This is a genomic window from Streptomyces griseoruber (genome assembly GCF_001514205.1).
GTDB lineage: Bacteria > Actinomycetota > Actinomycetes > Streptomycetales > Streptomycetaceae > Streptomyces > Streptomyces griseoruber.
In genome coordinates this window covers 55,888-75,480 of the sequence record NZ_KQ948779.1, presented here as the reverse complement: position 1 = coordinate 75,480, position 19,593 = coordinate 55,888, and the positions used below count along the sequence as shown (strand labels likewise).

Genomic DNA, 19,593 nt, shown 5'->3' with positions numbered 1-19,593 from the left:
CCTCAAAGGAGGTACGTGGATGACCAGCACGGTACCCGCGCCCCTGACCCGTACGGCCGAGGGCTCGGCCCTCCAGGCGGTGCTCCTCGACATGGACGGCACCCTGGTGGACACCGAAGGCTTCTGGTGGGACGTCGAGGTGGAGATCTTCGCCGGTCTCGGCCACGCCCTCGACGACTCCTGGCGCCATGTCGTGGTCGGCGGCCCGATGAGCCGCAGCGCCGGGTTCCTGATCGAGGCGACCGGGGCCGACATCACCCTCACCGAACTCTCCGTCCTGCTCAACGAGGGCTTCGAGGACCGCATCACCCGCGCCCTGCCCCTGATGCCCGGAGCCGCCCGGCTGCTCGCCGAGCTGGCCGAGCACGAGATCCCCACGGCCCTCGTCTCCGCCTCCCACCGCCGCATCATCGACCGCGTCCTGACCTCGCTCGGCCCCCAGCACTTCACGCTGACCGTCGCCGGCGACGAGGTCGCCCGCACCAAGCCGTACCCCGACCCCTACCTCTTCGCGGCCGCCGGCCTCGGCGTGGACCCGGCCCGCTGCGCCGTCGTCGAGGACACCGCGACCGGGGTCGCCTCGGCGGAGGCGGCGGGCTGCCATGTGGTGGCGGTGCCCTCCGTGGCCCCGATCACCGCTGCCGTCCGGCGCACCGTGGTGCCCTCGCTGGAACAGGTCGACCTGCCTTTTCTGCGCGGTCTGATGCCCCGGTGACTCCGCTCCGATGATCACCCCTGCGATCATTGGTGATCCTCTCGATGACGGAATTCGCCGTACTCGTTCACCGAGCGTGCACCGCCGATAGCAACGTAATTCGGCGGGTGTACGCACGGGGGAATTCCGATCTTCGATAACGGTTGCATTCCGGACGGGCGCGGACCGTTGACGGTGTGACCTTCCCCACGGCGGGCGTGGTCGACAGGGGGTCCGCCGTGTGCCCAGACGCCGCGTTCCGGGCGTTTGGCCGCACCCTTGTGTCCCGATTGATGGACAGCTGCGCGGATCGTTCCGCTCGTGATTTTTCAATGCGTTCGCATACGGTTTCGCTCCGTGATGAGCTTTCAACTCCGGTCGTGGCGAACCCTCGTGCCGGTCCGGACTAATCTCTTCGCGGAACATCACCCCTATCCCTGTGATCCGCTGCGACAACCTTGCATGCCGGGTACACGGACCGACAGCTCTGGAGAAACTCGAGCATGAACCGCAAGACTTTGGTGCTGCCGGCCGTGGTCGGTCTGCTCGCGCCCGTACTCGCCGCCTGCGGCGGGGCCGACAGCGGGAGCGGCGGCGGCGACGCCATCGTCGTGGGCACCACCGACCGGTTCACCGCCACGAAGGCCGCTCCCGCGCCGCTCGATCCCGCCTACGCCTACGACGTCGGCACCTGGAACATCCTGCGCCAGACCGTGCAGACCCTGATGATCGTGCCCAAGGGCGACGGCGACCCCGTCCCCGAGGCGGCGCAGTCCTGCGGATTCACCGACAGCGGCAACGAGCGCTACGCCTGCAAGCTCCGGGACGGGCTGAAGTTCGCCAACGGCGACGCCATCACCGCCGCGGACGTCAAGTTCTCCATCGACCGCGCCCGCGCCATCAAGGCCGACACCGGTGTCTTCGCCCTGCTGTCCACCATCGACACCGTCGAGACGCAGGGTGACAACGAAGTCATCTTCCACCTCAAGACCGCCGACGCCACCTTCCCGTCCAAGCTGTCGACCCCCGTCGCCGGCATCGTCAACCCCGACGACTACGAGAAGAACAAGCTCCGCGAGGGCTTCGAGGTCGACGGCTCCGGCCCGTACACCCTCAAGGCCGAGACCGACGGCGACGCCATCACCAAGGCCGTGTTCACCAAGAACCCCAACTACAAGGGGACCCTGAAGGTGAACAACGACGAGGTCGACATGGTGTCCTACGACGACGCCGACGCCATGGACACCGCCCTCGAAAAGGGCGACATCGACCTGATGACCCGGACCATGTCCCCGGAGCAGATCAAGAAGCTCTCCGACGCCGCCGCCGACAGCGACATCGACCTGGTCGAACTGGCCGGCCTCGAGATCCGCTACCTGGCCTTCAACACCGACGCCCCCGTCGTGAAGACCAAGGCCGTGCGCCAGGCGATGGCCCAGGTCATCAACCGCAACGAGCTGGTCTCCCAGGTCTACGGCTCCCAGGCCGAAGCCCTCTACTCGCTCGTCCCGGCCTCCGTCACCGGACACTCCAACGCCTTCTTCAACAAGTACAGCGACCCGAGTGTCACCAAGGCCAAGGCCCTGCTGACCGAGGCGAACATCACCACCCCGGTGAAGCTCACGCTGAACTACACGACCGACCACTACGGTCCCGCCACCAAGCAGGAGTTCGAGCTGCTGAAGAAGCAGCTCAACGACAGCGGCCTGTTCGACGTCACCGTCAAGGGCACCGCCTGGGACACCTTCGCCCCCGCCGAGCGCAAGGGCGAGTACGCCGTCTACGGCATGGGCTGGTTCCCCGACTTCCCCGACGCCGACAACTTCCTCGCGCCGTTCCTCGACAAGGACAACACCCTCAACTCGCCGTACACCAACAGCGAGATCATCAACAAGCTGATCCCGCAGTCCCGCCGGGAGGCCGACCGCATCAGCGCCGGCAAGAGCCTCACCGAGATCCAGGACATCGTCGCCGACGACGTCCCGATCCTCCCGCTGTGGCAGGGCAAGCAGTACGTCGCCGCCAACACCGACATCACCGGCACCGCGTACGCCCTCAACTCCTCCGCCACGCTCCAGCTGTGGGAACTCGGCCGCGGCGTGAGCAACTGAGGACCCTTGCCGGTCGGGTGATACGTTTTTCGCGGCCGGGGCCCGGGACGGAGCCCCGGTGTGATGGGACCCGACGACAAGGTATTTCGTGAATATCCGTAACCAGTGGCCGGTCCTGCCCATCGTGGCGGGACTGGCCTCCGGCATGTTGACCGGCTGTGGCACCCAGACCGGGGGCTCGGGCGGCGACGGCTCCACCGTGGTGCTCGGGATGTCGGACGACGTCCTCGCCACGGACCCGGCCTCCGGCTACGACCCCGGATCCTGGATGCTGTTCAACAACGTCTTCCAGTCGTTGCTGAGCTTCCCCAAGGGCGCCACCGAACCCGAGCCCGACGCGGCGCGGGACTGCTCCTTCACGGACCAGCAGGCCAAGGTCTACCGCTGCACCCTCAAGGACGGCCTGAAGTTCTCCAACGGTGACGACCTCACCTCCGAGGACGTCAAGTTCTCCTTCGACCGCATGCTGAAGATCAACGACGACAACGGCCCCGCGGTCATGTTCCCCATGCTCGCCAAGGTCGCGACACCCGACGCCAAGACCGTCGTCTTCACCCTGAAGGTCCCCGACGCCACCTTCCCCAGCAAGCTCGCCTCCGGCGCCGGCTCCATCGTCGACCACAGGAAGTACGACGCCGACGGCCTGCGCAAGGACGGCGGCGCCGTCGGCTCCGGCCCCTACACCCTCGACTCCTTCGACGAGGACCAGGCCGTCTTCTCCGTCAACGAGAACTACCGGGGCACCGCGGGCGACCCCCAGAACAAGGGCATCACCCTCAAGTTCTTCGGCGGCGACCAGAAGGCCCTCAAGAAGGCCCTCCTCGACGGCGACGTCGACATCGCCTACCGCGGCCTCACCGCCGCCGACATCGCCGACATCGACGCCGGGACCGGCGACGAGGGCGCCGAGGTCGTCGAAGGCAGCAGCGCCGAGGTCCAGCACCTCGTCTTCAACACCGCCGACCCCGTCACCGGAAAACTCGGCGTCCGACAGGCCATCGCCTACCTCATCGACCGCGAAGCCCTCATCCGGGACGTCTACGAAGGCACCGCCGACCCGCTGTACTCGATCATCCCGGCCGGGATAGCGGGCCACAACACCGCCTTCTTCGACCGCTACGGCGCCCGCCCCTCCCAGGCCAAGGCCGCCGCCGCACTCCAGGCCGAAGGCCTCACCGGCAAGGTGAAACTCACCCTCTGGTCCACCCCCTCGCGCTACGGCCCCGCCACCGACCAGGAACTCAGGACCGTCGCCGCCCAGCTCAACGCCAGCGGCCTGTTCGACGCCGACGTCAAGTCAGTCCCCTTCGACCAGTACGAGAAGGACATCGCCGCCGGCAAGTACGGCGTCTACGTCAAGGGCTGGGTCCCCGACTTCCCCGACGCCGACAACTTCACCGCGCCCTTCTTCGGCGACGGCAACGTCCTCGCCAACAACTACACCAACAAGACCATCACCGGCACGCTCATCCCGCGCACCGCCGCCCAGAGCGACCGCACCGCCACCGACGCCGACTACGCCACCCTCCAGGACATCGTCGCCAAGGAACTCCCCGTCCTCCCGGTCTGGCAGGCCAAGCAGTACGCCGTCGTCGGCGAGAACGTCTACGGCCTCGAGAACTGCCTCGACGCGTCCACCGTGTTCCGCTTCTGGGAACTCAGCAAGAGCTGACCCCCGGCAGAGCACGACGAAGGGCGCCCCCGCTCGGCAGGGGCGCCCTTCGCGTCGTACCCGTCAGGCCTACTGCTGTGCGCCGGGCCGCACCAGACCGCTCTCGTACGCGTACACCGCGGCCTGCACCCGGTCACGCAGCCCGAGCTTCGTCAGCACATGCCCCACATGCGTCTTCACCGTCGTCTCACTGACGAACAGATCGGCCGCGATCTCCGCGTTCGACAACCCCCGCGCCACCAGCTTCAGCACCTCCACCTCACGGTCCGTCAGCGTGTGCAGCGTGTTCGGCACCGGCTCGTCGCCCGACGGCAGATGCGTGGCGTACTTGTCCAGCAGCCGGCGCGTGATGCTCGGCGCCAGCATCGCCTCGCCCGCCGCCACCACCCGGATCGCCTGCACCAGCTCATGGGCGGGCGCGTCCTTCAGCAGGAACCCACTGGCCCCCGCCCGCAACGCCTCCACCACGTACTCGTCGAGGTCGAACGTCGTCAGCACCAGCACCTTCGCCGGCCCGTCCCGGCCCGGTCCGGTGATCTGCCGGGTCGCCTCCACCCCGTCCATCCGCGGCATACGGATGTCCATGAGCACCACATCGGGCTGCAGCGCCCGCACCTGGTCCAGGGCCTGAAGACCGTCTCCGGCCTCACCGACGACCGCGAGGTCCTGCTCCGCCTCCAGGATCATCCGGAAGCCGGTACGCAGCAGCGGCTGGTCGTCGACCAGTAGGACGCGGATGGCCACGTGAGTCTCCTTCGCTAGTCCGGCCCCATTCTGCCCTGCTCGACGTCCCCGGACGCCGCCGCCCTCACCGGCAGCGGGTACGGCGGGGGAGTACCGCCGAACTCCGGACAGTGCGCCTGGTGATCGCACCAGCCGCACAGCTTCGTCGGCCGCGGCCGCCACTCACCCGTCTGCGTCGCCAGCCGGATCGCGTCCCACAGCGCCAGCAGCCTGCGCTCCACCCGCTCCAGATCCGCGAGGTCCGGGTCGTACGTCAGCACATCCCCACTGCCGAGATACACCAGCTGGAGCCGCCGCGGCACCACGTTCTTCAGCCGCCACACCACCAGCGCGTAGAACTTCATCTGGAACAACGCACCGTCCGCGTACTCCGCGCGCGGTGCCTTGCCCGTCTTGTAGTCCACGATCCGCACCTCACCGGTGGGCGCCACGTCGACCCGGTCGATGATCCCGCGCAGCCTGAGCCCCGACTCCAGCTCCGCCTCCACGAACAGCTCCCGCTCCGCGGGCTCCAGACGCGTCGGATCCTCCAGCGTGAACCAGCGCTCCACCAGCGCCTCCGCCTCCGCCAGCCAACCCGCCATCCGCACACCGTCCGGATCGTCGGCGAACAGCTCCACCACCTCCGGCCGCGTCTCCCGCAACCGGTCCCACTGCCCCGGGATCAACGCCTTCGCCCGCGGCGCCGTCCGCTCCGCCGCCGGCGCGTCGAACAGCCGCTCCAGCACCGCGTGCACCAGCGTCCCCTTGGTGGCCGCCGGACTCGGCTTCTCCGGCAGCCGGTCGATCACCCGGAACCGGTACAACAACGGACACTGCATGAAGTCCCCGGCCCGCGAGGGCGACAAGGAGGCAGGCGCCACGGCGACAGCCCTGGCGGGCGCGGGCGCGGGCACCTGCCCGAGGCCCGCTGCGCCGCCGTCGGACACCATGGCCGCCGTACCCCCGCCGGAGGCGCCGGCCCCCGCGACCGCCTCGGGCACGACAGCGCCCGCCCCCGCCTCCGGCGCGAGCATCCCCGCTTCCGCCTCGGGCAGGACAGCGCCCGCCCCCGTCTCGGCCGCGACGGTCCCCGCGCTCCCGGGCAGGACGGCCTCCGCCCCCGCCTCCGGCGCGAGCATCCCCGCCTCCGCCTCCGGCGCGAGCATCCCCGCTTCCGCCTCGGGCAGGACAGCGCCCGCCCCCGTCTCGGCCGCGACGGTCCCCGCGCTCCCGGGCAGGACGGCCCCCGCCCCCGCCTCCGGCGCGACCACCCCCGCTTCCGCCTCCGGCGCGGGCATCCCCGCTTCCGCCTCGGGCAGGACAGCGCCCGCCCCCGTCTCGGCCGCGACGGTCCCCGCGCTCCCGGGCAGGACGGCCTCCGCCCCCGCCTCCGGCGCGACCATCCCCGCTTCCGCCTCCGGCGCGACCATCCCCGCTTCCGCCTCCGGCGCGACCATCCCCGCTTCCGCCTCCGGCGCGAGCATCCCCGCCCCCGCCTCCGCCTCGGGCAGGACAGCGCCCGCCCCCGTCTCGGCCGCGACGGTCCCCGCGCTCCCGGGCAGGACGGCCTCCGCCCCCGCCTCCGGCGCGGCGACCCCCGCTTCCGCCTCCGGCGCGGCGACCCCCGCTTCCGCCTCCGGCCCGGCCGCGGCCCGAGCCTCCGCCCGGGTCGACTCCTCCACGTCCCCGCCCTCGACGCCCTCGCTGCTGCTGTCCATGCCTCAGACCATACGGCCCGCCACTGACAGTCACCCAGCCCCGGCCCGCCCACCTGGCGGCGAGCGGGGAAACACAGGGGGTGCCGGGGCGGAACGCGTCACAACGGCCGCATACCATCGGTCACAGACCCTTCCGCCCGGCAGGAGCGGGAGACGCTTCGAACGAGGGGACATCGTGGTGGAAAGCGGCGGGAGCGGGCGGCCGCGGCCGGACAGCGAAGAGTCGGCCGAGCACCCCGTCACACCAGCCCCCCAGGCCACCGCCCCGGCGGAACCGGAGGGCCCGCCCCCGTCCACGCCCCCCACGGACCCCGTACCGCCCCCCTCCGAGGGAGAGCAGAGCGGAACCGAACCCTCCGACCCGCCGGTGAAGCCTGCGGACGAGCCCACGGAGGCAACGCGGCCCTCCGACGAGCGGGAGGCGGGCACGGAGCCGTCCGACGCCCCGGCCGACGACGTACCGCCCACGACCTCCCCCGCCGAAGCGCCCCCCGCCGCCCCCCACGACGAGCCCGCCCCGAGCGGCGACCGCGTCCGGGCGCACGCGCACGCCCATGAGGGCGGCGCCGCCCGGGGATCCGCCCCCACCGGCATCAAGGGCCCCCCGCCCCAGCGCCCCCCGGAGCAGCCCCGCGGCGGACTGCTCATGGGACGGCCCTTCGGCGTACCCGTCTACGTGGCACCCAGCTGGTTCCTCGTCGCCGCCCTGATCACCTGGGTCTTCGGCGGACAGCTCGACCGCGTCCTGCCCGAACTCGGCGCCGCCCGCTACCTGGTCTCCCTGTTCTTCGCGGTCGCCTTCTACGCCTCCGTCCTCATCCACGAACTCGCCCACACCATCGCCGCCCTCCGCTTCAAACTCCCCGTCCGCCGCATCCAGCTCCAGTTCTTCGGCGGTGTCTCCGAGATCGAGAAGGAAGCCGAGACCCCCGGCCGCGAGTTCTGGCTCGCCTTCGTCGGCCCCCTGCTCTCCCTCGTCCTCGCCGGTGTCTTCTACGCCGCCCTGCAGCCCGTCGAGCCCGGCACCGTCCCCGGCGTCCTCCTGGCCGGCCTGATGATCTCCAACCTCATCGTGGCGATCTTCAACCTCCTCCCCGGCCTCCCCCTCGACGGCGGCCGGATGCTCCGCGCCGTCGTCTGGAAGATCACCGGCAAACCCATGAGCGGCACCATCGCCGCCGCCTGGGTCGGCCGCGCCCTCGCCGTCTCCGTCCTCATCGGCCTCCCCCTGCTCACCCACTCCGGCGCCCTCGGCACCAGCGCCGAGGACAGCGTCGGCATGGACACCGTCACCGACGCCCTGCTCGCCGCCATCCTCGCCGCCATCATCTGGACCGGCGCCGGCAACAGCCTGCGCATGGCCCGCCTGCGCGAACACCTCCCCGAACTCAGGGCCCGCACCCTCACCCGCCGCGCCGTCCCCGTCGAGACCGACACCCCCCTCTCCGAGGCCCTGCGCCGCGCCAACGCCGCCGGCGCCCGCGCCCTCGTCGTCGTCGACGCCCACGGCGAACCCCTCTCCCTCGTCCGCGAGGCCGCCATCGTCGGCGTCCCCGAACACCGCCGCCCCTGGGTCGCCGTCAGCGGCCTCGCCCAGGACCTCACCGACGGCATGCGCGTCTCCGCCGAACTCGCCGGGGAGGACCTCCTCGACGTCCTGCGGGCGACCCCGGCCACCGAGTACCTCGTCGTCGAGGAGACCGGCGAGATCTACGGCGTCCTGTCCGCCGCCGACGTCGAACGCGCCTTCGTCAAAGCCATGGCCCGCCCCGCGTAGACCCTCCCCGCACACCGCACGCACCCGTGGTCGGCGGCCCCGCCAATCGCCGGTAGGCTGTTCACATGTCCGAACCGACCGGTGCCGCCCGCAGGCGCGGGCCCTTCAAGGTCGGGGACCAGGTTCAGCTGACCGACCCCAAGGGCCGCCACTACACGTTCACGCTCGAGGACGGGAAGAACTTCCACACCCACAAGGGTTCCTTCCCGCACGACGAGCTGATCGGCGCTCCCGAGGGCAGCGTTGTCCGCACCACCGGTAACGTCGCCTACCTCGCGCTGCGCCCCCTGCTCCCCGACTACGTCCTGTCCATGCCCCGCGGGGCAGCCGTCGTCTACCCGAAGGACGCGGGGCAGATCCTCGCCTTCGCCGACATCTTCCCCGGCGCCCGCGTCGTCGAGGCCGGCGTCGGCTCCGGCTCGCTCAGCAGCTTCCTGCTGCGCGCCATCGGCGACCAGGGCATGCTGCACTCCTACGAGCGCCGCGAGGACTTCGCCGACATCGCCCGGCAGAACGTCGAGCGCTACTTCGGCGGCCCCCACCCCGCCTGGCAGCTCACCGTCGGCGACCTCCAGGACAACCTGAGCGACACCGACGTCGACCGCGTCATCCTCGACATGCTCGCCCCCTGGGAGTGCCTCGAGGCCGTCTCCAAGGCCCTCGTCCCCGGCGGCATCCTCTGCTGCTACGTCGCCACCACCACCCAGCTCGCCCGGACCGTCGAGTCCATCCGCGAGATCGGCTGCTTCAACGAGCCGACCGCCTGGGAGACGATGATCCGCAACTGGCACATCGAGGGCCTCGCCGTCCGCCCCGACCACCGCATGATCGGCCACACCGGCTTCCTGCTCACCGCCCGCCGCCTCGCCGACGGCGTCGAGCCGCCCATGCGCCGCCGCCGCCCCGCCAAGGGCGCCTACGGCGAGGACTACGCCGGCCCCAACGCCGACGGAGGCAGCGGCCGCTGACCCGGCCCGCACACCACGGACAACGACAGGGCGCCGTGGCCGAGTTCCCCGACCCCTCGGGGAACTCGGCCACGGCGCCCTCCCCTTGACCCCGCACCACCGCCGTCCGACATCCCGCACGTCCCGCACCCCGCCGTTCCCCCACCCTGTGACGTGTGGCACGATGCTGGCCACCCCCCCACCTCCACCGGCACAGCCATCCCAGGAGACGCTCCTAGTGCAGCAATCCGCCGTCCCGGAACTGGCACACACCCACACCCGACCCATCCACTGGGTCGCCACCGCCACCGCGGTGGCCGGCGTCGTGGCCCTCTCCTCGATCCTCCAGCCCGGACCCGCGACGGCCGCCCAGGCCTCCCAGCCGCACACCGGCGCCACCCCCACCACCGCGGCCACCGCCCCCGCGACCACCGGCGTCGACTTCCCCCTCGACTGCGGCCCCACGGTCAAACCGCTCGTCATGAAGAAGGCCGACGGAGACCTCGACGGCGACGGCAGGCCCGAAACCGTCGCCGTCGTCCACTGCGACGCCCCCATGGGCACCCCGCCCGACGGCGTCTACGTCCTCGCCCAGGCCGCCGGCAGCACCCACGCGCGCGTGGTCGCCACCCTCGTCGACCCCAAGGACCGCACCAACGTCACCACCCTCACCGTCACCGACGGTGCCGTCCTCGCCACACTCCTCGGCTACTCGTCGGCGGACGTGCCCAGTTGCTGCCCCGACCTCAAGGACAGCGTCAAGTGGCAGTGGAAGGACGACAGGTTCATCCGCTCGACACCCGCCGGCGCCCACAGCGTCTGAATCAGGCCATCACGCCCTGTGAGAAATCAGACAACTCTCACGGCCCGTACCTGAACGGTCACTCCGCGTCCGGGCCGTACACCTCGACCCTGTCCGAAACGCGACGTACATGAATGCACTCGCCGGGACACTCCCGCGCCGAGTCCACCACGTCCGTCAACAGCGGCAACGGCACCGGCACCGTCGCCCCCTTGGCCTGCAGAAGCTCGTCCTGCGCACTCTTCACGTACGCCAGCCCGTCGATGTCCAGCTCGAACACCTCCGGCGCGTACTGCGCACAGATACCGTCACCGGTACAGAGATCCTGGTCGATCCAGACCTCCAGCGTCTCCACGCCGGCACCGGCCTCCTGCTGCACGCTCATCTCTCCTGCCGTTTGGTGCCGAGCCGCACGGGAACGATGCAGGCTCTGACGGGTGTTGAACACTTCGACCCTACCCCCGCCCGCTTCCCAATCATGTTCGGTGGGTATTCCCCTGGCGTGAGGGAGAGCGCAAGGGTGAAGATCGGACACACCCCGACAGTCTTTGTGATCTAGGGGTTTCAATCGACACCCGCCCAGGTAGGGTCTGGAAGCGTCCAGCTCCCCTTGGAGGAGGTGAGGACCGTGGCAGCCCACGACGACGACATGAACCGCGGCATCCGCCCGGGACGAGGGTCCGACGACCCGTCCGGGCAGATTGCCTACCTTGAGCAGGAGATCGCCGTCCTGCGCCGCAAGCTCGCCGACTCTCCGCGACACACGAGGATTCTCGAAGAGCGGATCGTCGAGCTGCAGACCAACCTGGCCGGCGTGTCCGCCCAGAACGAGCGACTTGCCAACACGCTCCGTGAGGCCCGCGACCAGATCGTGGCCCTCAAGGAGGAAGTCGACCGGCTCGCGCAGCCCCCGGCCGGCTTCGGCGTCTTCCTCGCGGCGAACGAGGACGGCACGGCCGACATCTTCACCGGAGGCCGCAAACTCCGCGTGAACGTCAGCCCCAGCGTCGAGCTCGACGAGCTCCGACGCGGCCAGGAACTGATGCTCAACGAAGCGCTCAACGTGGTCGAGGCCATGGAATTCGAGCGGGTCGGGGACATCGTCACCCTCAAGGAGATCCTCGAGGACGGCGAGCGCGCCCTGGTCATCGGGCACACCGACGAGGAACGGGTGGTCAGGCTCGCCGAGCCGCTGCTGGACGTCACCATCCGCCCCGGCGACGCCCTCCTGCTCGAACCCCGCTCCGGCTACGTCTACGAGATCGTCCCCAAGAGCGAGGTCGAGGAACTCGTCCTCGAAGAGGTCCCCGACATCGGATACGAGCAGATCGGCGGCCTCGGCGGCCAGATCGAGGCCATCCGGGACGCCGTGGAGCTCCCGTACCTCTACCCCGACCTGTTCAAGGAGCACGAACTGCGCCCGCCCAAGGGTGTGCTCCTCTACGGGCCCCCCGGATGCGGCAAGACGCTCATCGCCAAGGCCGTCGCCAACTCGCTGGCCAAGAAGGTCGCCGAGGTCACCGGCCAGGCCGCCGGCAAGAGCTTCTTCCTCAACATCAAGGGCCCCGAGCTCCTGAACAAGTACGTCGGCGAGACCGAGCGCCAGATCCGCCTCGTCTTCCAGCGAGCCCGCGAGAAGGCCAGCGAGGGCACCCCCGTCATCGTCTTCTTCGACGAGATGGAATCCCTCTTCCGCACCCGCGGCTCCGGCGTCAGCTCGGACGTGGAGAACACCATCGTCCCCCAGCTCCTCGCCGAGATCGACGGCGTCGAGGGCCTGCAGAACGTGGTCGTCATCGGCGCCTCCAACCGCGAGGACATGATCGACCCCGCCATCCTGCGCCCCGGCCGCCTCGACGTGAAGATCAAGATCGAGCGCCCGGACGCCGAAGCGGCCAAGGACATCTTCGGCAAGTACCTCACCGAACGCCTCCCGCTGCACTCCGACGACGTCGGCGAACACGGAAACGACAAGACCACCACCGTCCAGAGCATGATCCAGACGGCAGTGGAACACATGTACGCCGAATCCGAGGAAAACCGCTTCCTGGAAGTCACCTACGCCAACGGCGACAAGGAAGTCCTCTACTTCAAGGACTTCAACTCCGGCGCCATGATCGAAAACATCGTGGGCCGCGCCAAGAAGATGGCGATCAAGGACTTCCTCGAAAAGAACCAGAAGGGCCTCCGCGTCTCCCACCTCCTCCAGGCATGCGTGGACGAGTTCAAGGAGAACGAGGACCTGCCCAACACCACCAACCCCGACGACTGGGCCCGGATCTCCGGAAAGAAGGGCGAACGGATCGTCTACATCCGTACCCTCATCACCGGAAAGCAGGGCGCGGACACCGGACGCTCCATCGACACGGTGGCGAACACCGGACAGTACCTGTAAAGAACAGGGCGGCTGCGGGTGCCCTCCACGGGTACCCGCAGCCGCCTGCTTTTCAGGCCACGGCTGGAGCAAGGCAATGACGCAAATGATCTCCCCACCGGCACAGAGGCGTTCTAGGCTCTTTCCTACCGCCGGGTTGCGCAGTGCGGAGAGGACGGGCACCGCACCCGCACCGGAGCACCACCGGTATCTGAGCGGCGCCCACGACCGAGGGTGCCGCCGGGCAAGGAGGGCCGCATGACCGTACGGCGAGTAATGGGCATCGAGACGGAGTACGGCATCTCCGTCCCCGGCCACCCCAACGCCAATGCCATGCTCACCTCGTCCCAGATCGTCAACGCCTACGCCGCGGCGATGCACCGGGCCCGCCGGGCCCGCTGGGACTTCGAGGAGGAGAACCCGCTGCGGGACGCGCGAGGCTTCGACCTCGCCCGCGAGGCCGCCGACTCCAGCCAGCTCACCGACGAGGACATCGGCCTCGCCAACGTGATCCTCACCAACGGCGCCCGCCTCTACGTCGACCACGCACACCCCGAATACAGCGCCCCCGAGGTCACCAACCCCCGCGACGCCGTCCTCTGGGACAAGGCCGGCGAACGGATCATGGCCGAAGCCGCCGAACGCGCGGCCCAGCTCCCCGGCGCCCAGCCCATCCACCTCTACAAGAACAACACCGACAACAAGGGCGCCTCCTACGGCACGCACGAGAACTACCTGATGAAGCGGGAAACCGCCTTCTCCGACATCGTGCGCCACCTCACGCCCTTCTTCGTCTCCCGCCAGGTCGTCACCGGCGCCGGCCGGGTCGGCATCGGCCAGGACGGCCACGAACACGGCTTCCAGCTCAGCCAGCGCGCGGACTACTTCGAGGTCGAGGTCGGCCTGGAGACCACCCTCAAACGCCCCATCATCAACACCCGTGACGAGCCCCACGCCGACGCCGAGAAGTACCGCCGTCTCCACGTGATCATCGGCGACGCGAACCTGTCGGAGATCTCGACCTACCTGAAGCTGGGCACGACGGCGTTGGTCCTCTCCATGATCGAGGACGGCTTCATCGCCGTCGACCTGGCCGTCGACCAGCCCGTACGGACGTTGCACCAGGTCTCCCACGACCCGACGCTGAAGAGGCTGGTCACCCTCCGCAGCGGCCGCACACTCACCGCGGTGCAGCTCCAGATGGAGTACTACGAGCTGTCGCGCAAATACGTGGAGGAGCGGTTCGGGTCGGACGCCGACGACCAGACCAAGGACGTCCTTACGCGCTGGGAGGACACCCTCACCCGCCTGGAGAACGACCCGATGAGCCTGGCCGGCGAGCTGGACTGGGTCGCCAAGCGGGAACTCATGGAGGGCTACCGCCGCCGTGACGGCCTCGACTGGGACGCGGCGAAGCTGCACCTCCTGGACCTCCAGTACGCCGACGTACGGGCCGACAAGGGCCTCTACAACCGTCTGGTGGCCCGCGGCCGCATCAAGCGGCTCCTCGACGAGCCGGCCGTCGAGCGGGCCAAGGCCAAGCCCCCGGAGGACACCCGCGCGTACTTCCGCGGCCGCTGCCTCGAGCAGTACGCCGACGACGTCGCCGCCGCCTCCTGGGACTCGGTCATCTTCGACCTCCCGGGCCGGGACTCGCTCCAGCGCGTCCCAACCCTGGAACCGCTTCGCGGAACGCGAAATCACGTCAAGGAGCTCCTGGACCGCTGCCGCACGGCAGAAGACCTGGTCAAGGTCCTGTCGGGCGGCTGAGCGGGCCCGAGGAAGCTCTCCCGCGGCGGGGTGGAAACCCCGCCGCAAGGGAATCATCGAAAGGGGCCTCGTACGTTGGAACAACTACGGGGCCGATGTCGGACCCTCCTTGTAGGGTCTGATCATCACCGATCGGCAGGAAGCCGACCTGCCGAACATGTCGGGCGAACTGAGCGGGGTGAGGGTTATGGCGACCAAGGACACCGGCGGCGGCCAGCAGAAGGCGACGCGCTCCACGGAGGAGGTCGAGGAGCAGACGGAAGAGGCGCAGGCTTCCGGCGACCTCAAGGAGCGGCACGAGAAGCTGAGCGACGACGTGGACTCGGTGCTGGACGAGATCGACGATGTCCTCGAGGAAAATGCCGAGGACTTCGTTCGAAGTTTCGTTCAGAAGGGCGGCGAGTAGCCTTCGAATCGAAGGCTCCGGGGGAGTTCGGGTTGGAAAATCCAGATGGTGTGAAGCGTTGCTCGCGGTGCAAAGAGTCCAAGCCGCGGGCAGCCTTCGCTGGTGACAAGGCGGCTCGTGACGGGTTGCAGGCCTACTGCCGGGAGTGCTGGGCGGGGTATCACCAAGCCCGGCAGCTCGCCAAAGGTAAGAACGTGCGGCCCCGAGTGGATGCGCCTGAGGGGCACAAGTACTGCCGTACGTGCGGAGTGATCAAGCCGCACAGTGACTGGCACCGCAACGCCACGGCTTCCGACGGTCGCCGAGCGTGACGCCATGGTCGCCTCGCAGATGGGGCTCTGCGTGATCTGCCTGAAAGCTCCCGCCGTACATGTGGATCATTGCCACCAGACGGGTAGGGTCCGTGGCGTACTGTGCTTCAACTGCAATTCGGCCATCGGCAAGTTGGGAGACGATCCCGACGCAGTTCGTCGGGCAGCCGCCTACCTGGAAGGAACTCCGTGGAAGCCAACACTCGTAGCACCGGGCGTCTACCAGCTGCCTTCCTGACGCCTGGGTCCTCGTCCTTCATGGACTTCCTCTCCGACCACCAGCCGGAGCTGCTGCCCGGTAAGAGGCAGCTGCCCCCGACGCAGGGTGTGATCGAGGCGCCGCACGGGACCACGATCGTGGCCGCCACCTTCCCCGGCGGGGTCGTGCTCGCCGGTGACCGCCGGGCCACCATGGGCAATGTCATCGCCCAGCGCGACATCGAGAAGGTGTTCCCGGCCGACGAGTACTCCGCCGTGGGTATCGCCGGCACCGCCGGTCTGGCCGTGGAGATGGTGAAGCTGTTCCAGCTGGAGCTGGAGCACTTCGAGAAGGTCGAGGGGGCCCAGCTCTCGCTGGAGGGCAAGGCGAACCGGCTGTCGACCATGATCCGCGGCAACCTCGGCATGGCCATGCAGGGCCTCGCCGTGGTGCCGCTCTTCGCCGGGTTCGACGTGGACCGCGGCAGGGGGCGGATCTTCTCGTACGACGTCACGGGCGGCCGTTCCGAGGAGCACCACTACGCCGCCACGGGCTCCGGCTCGATCTTCGCGCGCGGGGCGATGAAGAAGCTCTTCCGCGACGACCTGAGCGAGGAAGAGGCCACGACCCTCGTGGTGCAGGCTCTGTACGACGCGGCCGACGACGACTCGGCGACCGGTGGTCCCGATGTCGCGCGCCGGATCTATCCGATCGTCACTGTGATCACCGAGGACGGTTTCCGCAGGCTCACCGACGACGAGTCCTCGGAGATCGCCCGTTCGATCCTCGAGCGCCGGCTGCAGGAGCCGGACGGCCCGCGTGCCGCCCTGCTGTAGCGGTCGGTCCGCATCTTGTGGCAGGTGATCCAGTGACTTCGACAGAAAGGGACGGATAACCGGTGTCGACGCCGTTCTATGTCTCACCCCAGCAGGCGATGGCGGACCGCGCGGAGTACGCGCGCAAGGGCATCGCCCGTGGCCGCAGCCTGGTCGTGCTGCAGTATGCCGACGGCATTGTGTTCGTCGGGGAGAACCCGTCCCGTGCGCTGCACAAGTTCAGCGAGATCTATGACCGGATCGGCTTCGCGGCGGCCGGCAAGTACAACGAGTACGAGAACCTGCGGATCGGCGGTGTGCGGTACGCCGATCTTCGCGGGTACACCTATGACCGTGACGACGTGACCGCGCGTGGTCTGGCGAACGTGTACGCCCAGACGCTGGGCACGATCTTCTCCTCGGCGGGTGAGAAGCCGTACGAGGTGGAGCTGGTGGTCGCCGAGGTCGGTGAGACCCCGGACGGTGACCAGATCTACCGGCTGCCGCACGACGGCTCGATCGTGGACGAGCACGGTTCGGTCGCGGTGGGCGGCAACGCCGAGCAGATCAGCAGCTATCTGGATCAGCGTCACCAGGACGGGATGAGTCTGTCCGAGGCGCTGAAGCTGGCGGTGCAGGCGCTGTCGCGGGACACCAACGGCACGCAGCGGGACATTCCCGCCGAGCGGCTGGAGGTGGCGGTGCTGGACCGTACGCGTCCGCAGCAGCGCAAGTTCAAGCGCGTCGTGGGCCGTCAGCTGGCGCGGCTGCTGGAGGCGGACGGTGCGACGACGGAGGCGGAGAGCTCCGAGGACGAGGAGTAGTCCGCCCGCAGGCGGGTCTTCACCCTTCTGTGCCCCGGCCGGGTCGACCGCCGGGGCACAGGGCGTTTCAGGAGGCGCCCGGTGGGGCTGTGGAGCCTCGTACGACCAGGTGGACGGGGATGTCCCCGGCGTCGGGTGTGCGGCCGTCCAGGACGGCGAGGAGGGCGTGCATGCCGCGTTCGCCGAAGAGCTCGGCGTCGAGGCGGACGGTGGTGAGCTCGGGGTCGAGGGCGGTGGCGAGGGCGAGGTCGTCGAGGCCGGTGACGGAGAGGTCGTCGGGGATGCGCAGGCCGAGGCGGCGGGCGGCCTTGTAGGCGCCGGCGGCGAGTTTGTCGTCGTCGCAGACGACGGCGGTGGGGCGGTGGGTGCCGGGTGCGCTCAGGGCGGCCTCCGTGGCGGCCAGGGCGCCCTCGATGGAGATGGGTGCCGGGGCGGTCCGCAGGGAGGTGCCGGGGGCGGCTGCGAGGCGTGCGGTGAGTTCACGCGCGCGTACCTCGAAGGTCCAGGAGGGTACGTCGGCCGCGAGGTGGAGGAAGTGGCGGTGGCCGAGGTCGAGCAGGTGGTCGGTGACCTGGCGGACGCCGTCGGCGATGTCGAGGTTGACGGTGGCGGCGCCGAGGCTGCCGGCGGGGTCGCTGTCGAGCATGACGAGGGGGAGCTGGTCGCCGCGGATGGCGGTGAGGGCGTCGGCGGCCATGGAGGAGGCGATGACGCCGTCGAGGGCGGCCTGGGCGGAGGCGAAGGGGTCGCGGGCGGGGCCGACGCCTTCGGGGGAGGGGTAGAGGACGACGCCGAAGCCGTGGTCCGCGGCGACGCGGGCGGCGCCGGTGTAGACGCCGGCGAAGAACTCGGTGGTGAGCACGGGGACCACGAGGAGCACGGTGCGGGTGTGGCCGAGGCGGAGGTTGCGGGCGGCGAGGTTGGGCCGGTAGCCGAGGTCGCGTGCCGCCTGCCGTACGCGTTCGGCGGTGGTTTCGGCGACCCGGCCGCGCCATTTGTCGCCGAGGACCAGGGAGACGGCGGCCTGGGAGACCCCGGCGGCCTGGGCGACGTCGCGGCTCGTGGGGCGGGTGCTGTGGTGTGCCACCGTCCGCCTGCTCCTTCGTCTGGACTCGTGAACAGCGCACATGGTACGTATGACGAAGGGCGTTATACGTACAACCTCAGACGGGCGGGTGGGCGATGGCCACGGCGTACGGGGAGATCCTCAGGGCGCGGCACGCGGCCCGGCTGCTGGTCGGCACGCTGGTCGGCCGGCTGCCGAACGCCACGTCCGCCATCGCGGTCGTGCTGTTCGTGCGGGCCGAGGGGGGCACGTACAGCCTGGCGGGTGCGCTGGTCTCGGTGTACGGCGTCGCGAGCGCCGTGGGGCAGCCCGTGCTGGGCCGCCTGGTGGATCTTTTCGGGCAGCCGCGCGTCCAGCTGCCCGCCGCGCTGGTCTCGGCCCTGGCGATGGCCCTCTTCGCGTTCTCCGGCACGGATCCGCTGCCGCTCGCCTACGCGGCCATGGTGGCCGGCGGGCTCTTCACCCCGCCGTTGGAGGGCGGGCTGCGGGCCCTGTGGCCGTCGGTGCTGCGCCGCGAGGAGCAGGTGCCGGCGGCGTACGCGATGGACGCGGTGGCGCAGGAGGTGATGTTCACCGTCGGGCCGCTGCTGGTGACGTTGTGTGCCTCGCTGTGGTCGGAGCGGGCGGCGCTGCTCGTCGTGAACGGTGTCGGGGTGCTCGGGGCGCTCTCGGTGGTCGTGTCGCCGCCCTCGCGCGCGTGGCGCTCCGCTCTGCGCGAGGCGCACTGGCTGGGTGCGCTGCGCTCGCCCGCGCTGCTGGTGCTGCTGGGCGCGCTGCTGTTCGTGGGGATCGCGATGGGGTCGATCACGGTGGCGTCGGTGCCGTACGCGGACGGTCACGGCGGTGACGTGGTGTACGGCTGGCTGATGGCGGCGCTGGGGCTGGGGGCGCTCGTCGGGGGTCTGGCGTACGGGGCGCGGGAGTGGGCGGGGGTGCCGGAGCGGCGACTGCGGGTGCTGGTCGCGTTTCTGGCGGTGTGTTACGTGCCGCTGATGCTGATGCCGGGCGCGGTGGCCATGGTGGCGCTGGCGACCCTGGCGGGGGTGTTCCTGGCGCCGGTGCTGGCCTGTGCGTTCGTGATCGTGGACCGGCACGCGCCGCGCGGCACGGTCACCGAGGCGTTCTCCTGGCTGGTGACGACTTTCACGGTGGGCGCGTCCGTCGGGACGGGTGTCGCGGGGCCTGTCGTGGAGGCCGGTGGCGCCGTTTGGGGGTTTGCGGTGCCGGGTGTCGCGGGCGGCGTGTCGTTGCTGGTTTTGCTGGTCACGGGGCGGGTATTGGCAGCTCCGGCCGTAAGTGCGGTGGTTGCGTCTTCATCGGAAAATGATCCGAACCGTGCTGCCGAACCCCGTTTCAGTTCAGGGGATCGGGCGTAATGTTC

At 69.9% G+C, this 19,593-nt stretch carries 16 protein-coding genes and 1 pseudogene; 13 read left to right on the top strand and 4 right to left on the bottom strand.

Annotated features, from left to right (window positions below):
- The first annotated feature begins 19 nt into the window (after nucleotides 1–19).
- From AQJ64_RS34465 to AQJ64_RS34455, 3 genes are all read left to right on the top strand, one after another.
- Entirely contained in the window at nucleotides 20–715 is a 696-nt protein-coding gene (locus AQJ64_RS34465; RefSeq protein ID WP_055636779.1) for an HAD family hydrolase, read from the top strand.
- Between the two features lie 482 nt (nucleotides 716–1,197).
- Nucleotides 1,198–2,805, top strand: a complete 1,608-nt coding sequence (locus AQJ64_RS34460; RefSeq protein ID WP_055636778.1) for an ABC transporter substrate-binding protein — start codon at nucleotides 1,198–1,200, stop codon at nucleotides 2,803–2,805.
- A gap of 88 nt (nucleotides 2,806–2,893) precedes the next feature.
- On the top strand, nucleotides 2,894–4,477 hold the full coding sequence (locus AQJ64_RS34455) for an ABC transporter substrate-binding protein (RefSeq protein ID WP_055636777.1): 1,584 nt from the start codon (nucleotides 2,894–2,896) through the stop codon (nucleotides 4,475–4,477).
- A 69-nt stretch (nucleotides 4,478–4,546) separates the two neighbouring features.
- Here AQJ64_RS34455 and AQJ64_RS34450 read toward each other — a convergent pair whose 3' ends face one another.
- Both AQJ64_RS34450 and AQJ64_RS34445 read right to left on the bottom strand, forming a co-directional pair.
- Nucleotides 4,547–5,221, bottom strand: a complete 675-nt coding sequence (locus AQJ64_RS34450; protein WP_055636776.1) for a response regulator — start codon at nucleotides 5,219–5,221, stop codon at nucleotides 4,547–4,549.
- A 14-nt stretch (nucleotides 5,222–5,235) separates the two neighbouring features.
- Nucleotides 5,236–6,153 carry a RecB family exonuclease gene (locus AQJ64_RS34445; protein ID WP_063808098.1) on the bottom strand — a complete coding sequence of 306 codons (918 nt, stop codon included), beginning with the start codon at nucleotides 6,151–6,153 and terminating at the stop codon, nucleotides 5,236–5,238.
- 943 nt (nucleotides 6,154–7,096) lie between these two features.
- On the opposite strand from AQJ64_RS34445, the gene AQJ64_RS34440 reads away from it, so the two are divergent.
- The 3 genes from AQJ64_RS34440 to AQJ64_RS34430 all read left to right on the top strand — a co-directional run bounded on the left by AQJ64_RS34440 (nucleotide 7,097) and on the right by AQJ64_RS34430 (nucleotide 10,468).
- Nucleotides 7,097–8,698 (top strand): site-2 protease family protein, encoded by a 1,602-nt coding sequence (locus tag AQJ64_RS34440; protein ID WP_059203279.1) that lies wholly within the window; start codon nucleotides 7,097–7,099, stop codon nucleotides 8,696–8,698.
- 65 nt (nucleotides 8,699–8,763) lie between these two features.
- A complete protein-coding gene (locus tag AQJ64_RS34435) occupies nucleotides 8,764–9,666 on the top strand; it encodes a tRNA (adenine-N1)-methyltransferase (RefSeq protein WP_059203278.1) in 903 nt (300 codons plus the stop codon).
- A gap of 217 nt (nucleotides 9,667–9,883) precedes the next feature.
- Nucleotides 9,884–10,468, top strand: a complete 585-nt coding sequence (locus AQJ64_RS34430) for a hypothetical protein (RefSeq protein ID WP_059203277.1) — start codon at nucleotides 9,884–9,886, stop codon at nucleotides 10,466–10,468.
- Between the two features lie 58 nt (nucleotides 10,469–10,526).
- On the opposite strand, the gene AQJ64_RS34425 is transcribed toward AQJ64_RS34430, so the two are convergent.
- The gene (locus AQJ64_RS34425) at nucleotides 10,527–10,832 is read right to left on the bottom strand and encodes a ferredoxin (protein WP_055638667.1); all 306 of its coding nucleotides are present in this window, start codon (nucleotides 10,830–10,832) and stop codon (nucleotides 10,527–10,529) included.
- Nucleotides 10,833–11,075: 243 nt separating this feature from the next.
- Here AQJ64_RS34425 and arc point away from each other — a divergent pair, with 243 nt between their 5' ends.
- The 6 genes and pseudogenes from arc (at nucleotide 11,076) to prcA (ending at nucleotide 17,146) form a co-directional block, all read left to right on the top strand.
- On the top strand, nucleotides 11,076–12,842 hold the full coding sequence (gene arc, locus AQJ64_RS34420) for a proteasome ATPase (protein WP_055638668.1): 1,767 nt from the start codon (nucleotides 11,076–11,078) through the stop codon (nucleotides 12,840–12,842).
- A 237-nt stretch (nucleotides 12,843–13,079) separates the two neighbouring features.
- On the top strand, nucleotides 13,080–14,591 hold the full coding sequence (dop, locus tag AQJ64_RS34415; protein WP_079062120.1) for a depupylase/deamidase Dop: 1,512 nt from the start codon (nucleotides 13,080–13,082) through the stop codon (nucleotides 14,589–14,591).
- Nucleotides 14,592–14,778: 187 nt separating this feature from the next.
- Nucleotides 14,779–14,997 carry a ubiquitin-like protein Pup gene (locus tag AQJ64_RS34410; protein ID WP_055638672.1) on the top strand — a complete coding sequence of 73 codons (219 nt, stop codon included), beginning with the start codon at nucleotides 14,779–14,781 and terminating at the stop codon, nucleotides 14,995–14,997.
- A 32-nt stretch (nucleotides 14,998–15,029) separates the two neighbouring features.
- Nucleotides 15,030–15,546 (top strand): annotated as a pseudogene (locus tag AQJ64_RS46845) (endonuclease VII domain-containing protein).
- Entirely contained in the window at nucleotides 15,498–16,343 is an 846-nt protein-coding gene (gene prcB, locus AQJ64_RS34405; RefSeq protein ID WP_055638670.1) for a proteasome subunit beta, read from the top strand. Before AQJ64_RS46845 ends, prcB begins: the two are co-directional and overlap by 49 nt.
- A 62-nt stretch (nucleotides 16,344–16,405) precedes the next feature.
- Nucleotides 16,406–17,146: a proteasome subunit alpha gene (gene prcA / locus AQJ64_RS34400; RefSeq protein ID WP_055638671.1), complete on the top strand. Its 741-nt coding sequence runs from the start codon at nucleotides 16,406–16,408 to the stop codon at nucleotides 17,144–17,146.
- 67 nt (nucleotides 17,147–17,213) lie between these two features.
- On the opposite strand, the gene AQJ64_RS34395 is transcribed toward prcA, so the two are convergent.
- Nucleotides 17,214–18,233 carry a LacI family DNA-binding transcriptional regulator gene (locus AQJ64_RS34395; protein ID WP_059203276.1) on the bottom strand — a complete coding sequence of 340 codons (1,020 nt, stop codon included), beginning with the start codon at nucleotides 18,231–18,233 and terminating at the stop codon, nucleotides 17,214–17,216.
- Nucleotides 18,234–18,328: 95 nt separating this feature from the next.
- Here AQJ64_RS34395 and AQJ64_RS34390 point away from each other — a divergent pair, with 95 nt between their 5' ends.
- A complete protein-coding gene (locus AQJ64_RS34390) occupies nucleotides 18,329–19,588 on the top strand; it encodes an MFS transporter (RefSeq protein ID WP_059203275.1) in 1,260 nt (419 codons plus the stop codon).
- Nucleotides 19,589–19,593 lie beyond the last annotated feature (5 nt).

Coding starts and splice junctions, on each gene's coding strand:
- AQJ64_RS34435 (WP_059203278.1), top strand. CDS start 8,764: ATGTCCGAACCGACCGGTGCCGCCCGCAGGCGCGGGCCCTTCAAGGTC.
- AQJ64_RS34445 (WP_063808098.1), bottom strand. CDS start 6,153: ATGGTGTCCGACGGCGGCGCAGCGGGCCTCGGGCAGGTGCCCGCGCCC.
- dop (WP_079062120.1), top strand. CDS start 13,080: ATGACCGTACGGCGAGTAATGGGCATCGAGACGGAGTACGGCATCTCC.
- AQJ64_RS34465 (WP_055636779.1), top strand. CDS start 20: ATGACCAGCACGGTACCCGCGCCCCTGACCCGTACGGCCGAGGGCTCG.
- AQJ64_RS34390 (WP_059203275.1), top strand. CDS start 18,329: ATGGCCACGGCGTACGGGGAGATCCTCAGGGCGCGGCACGCGGCCCGG.
- AQJ64_RS34460 (WP_055636778.1), top strand. CDS start 1,198: ATGAACCGCAAGACTTTGGTGCTGCCGGCCGTGGTCGGTCTGCTCGCG.
- AQJ64_RS34425 (WP_055638667.1), bottom strand. CDS start 10,832: ATGAGCGTGCAGCAGGAGGCCGGTGCCGGCGTGGAGACGCTGGAGGTC.
- AQJ64_RS34410 (WP_055638672.1), top strand. CDS start 14,779: ATGGCGACCAAGGACACCGGCGGCGGCCAGCAGAAGGCGACGCGCTCC.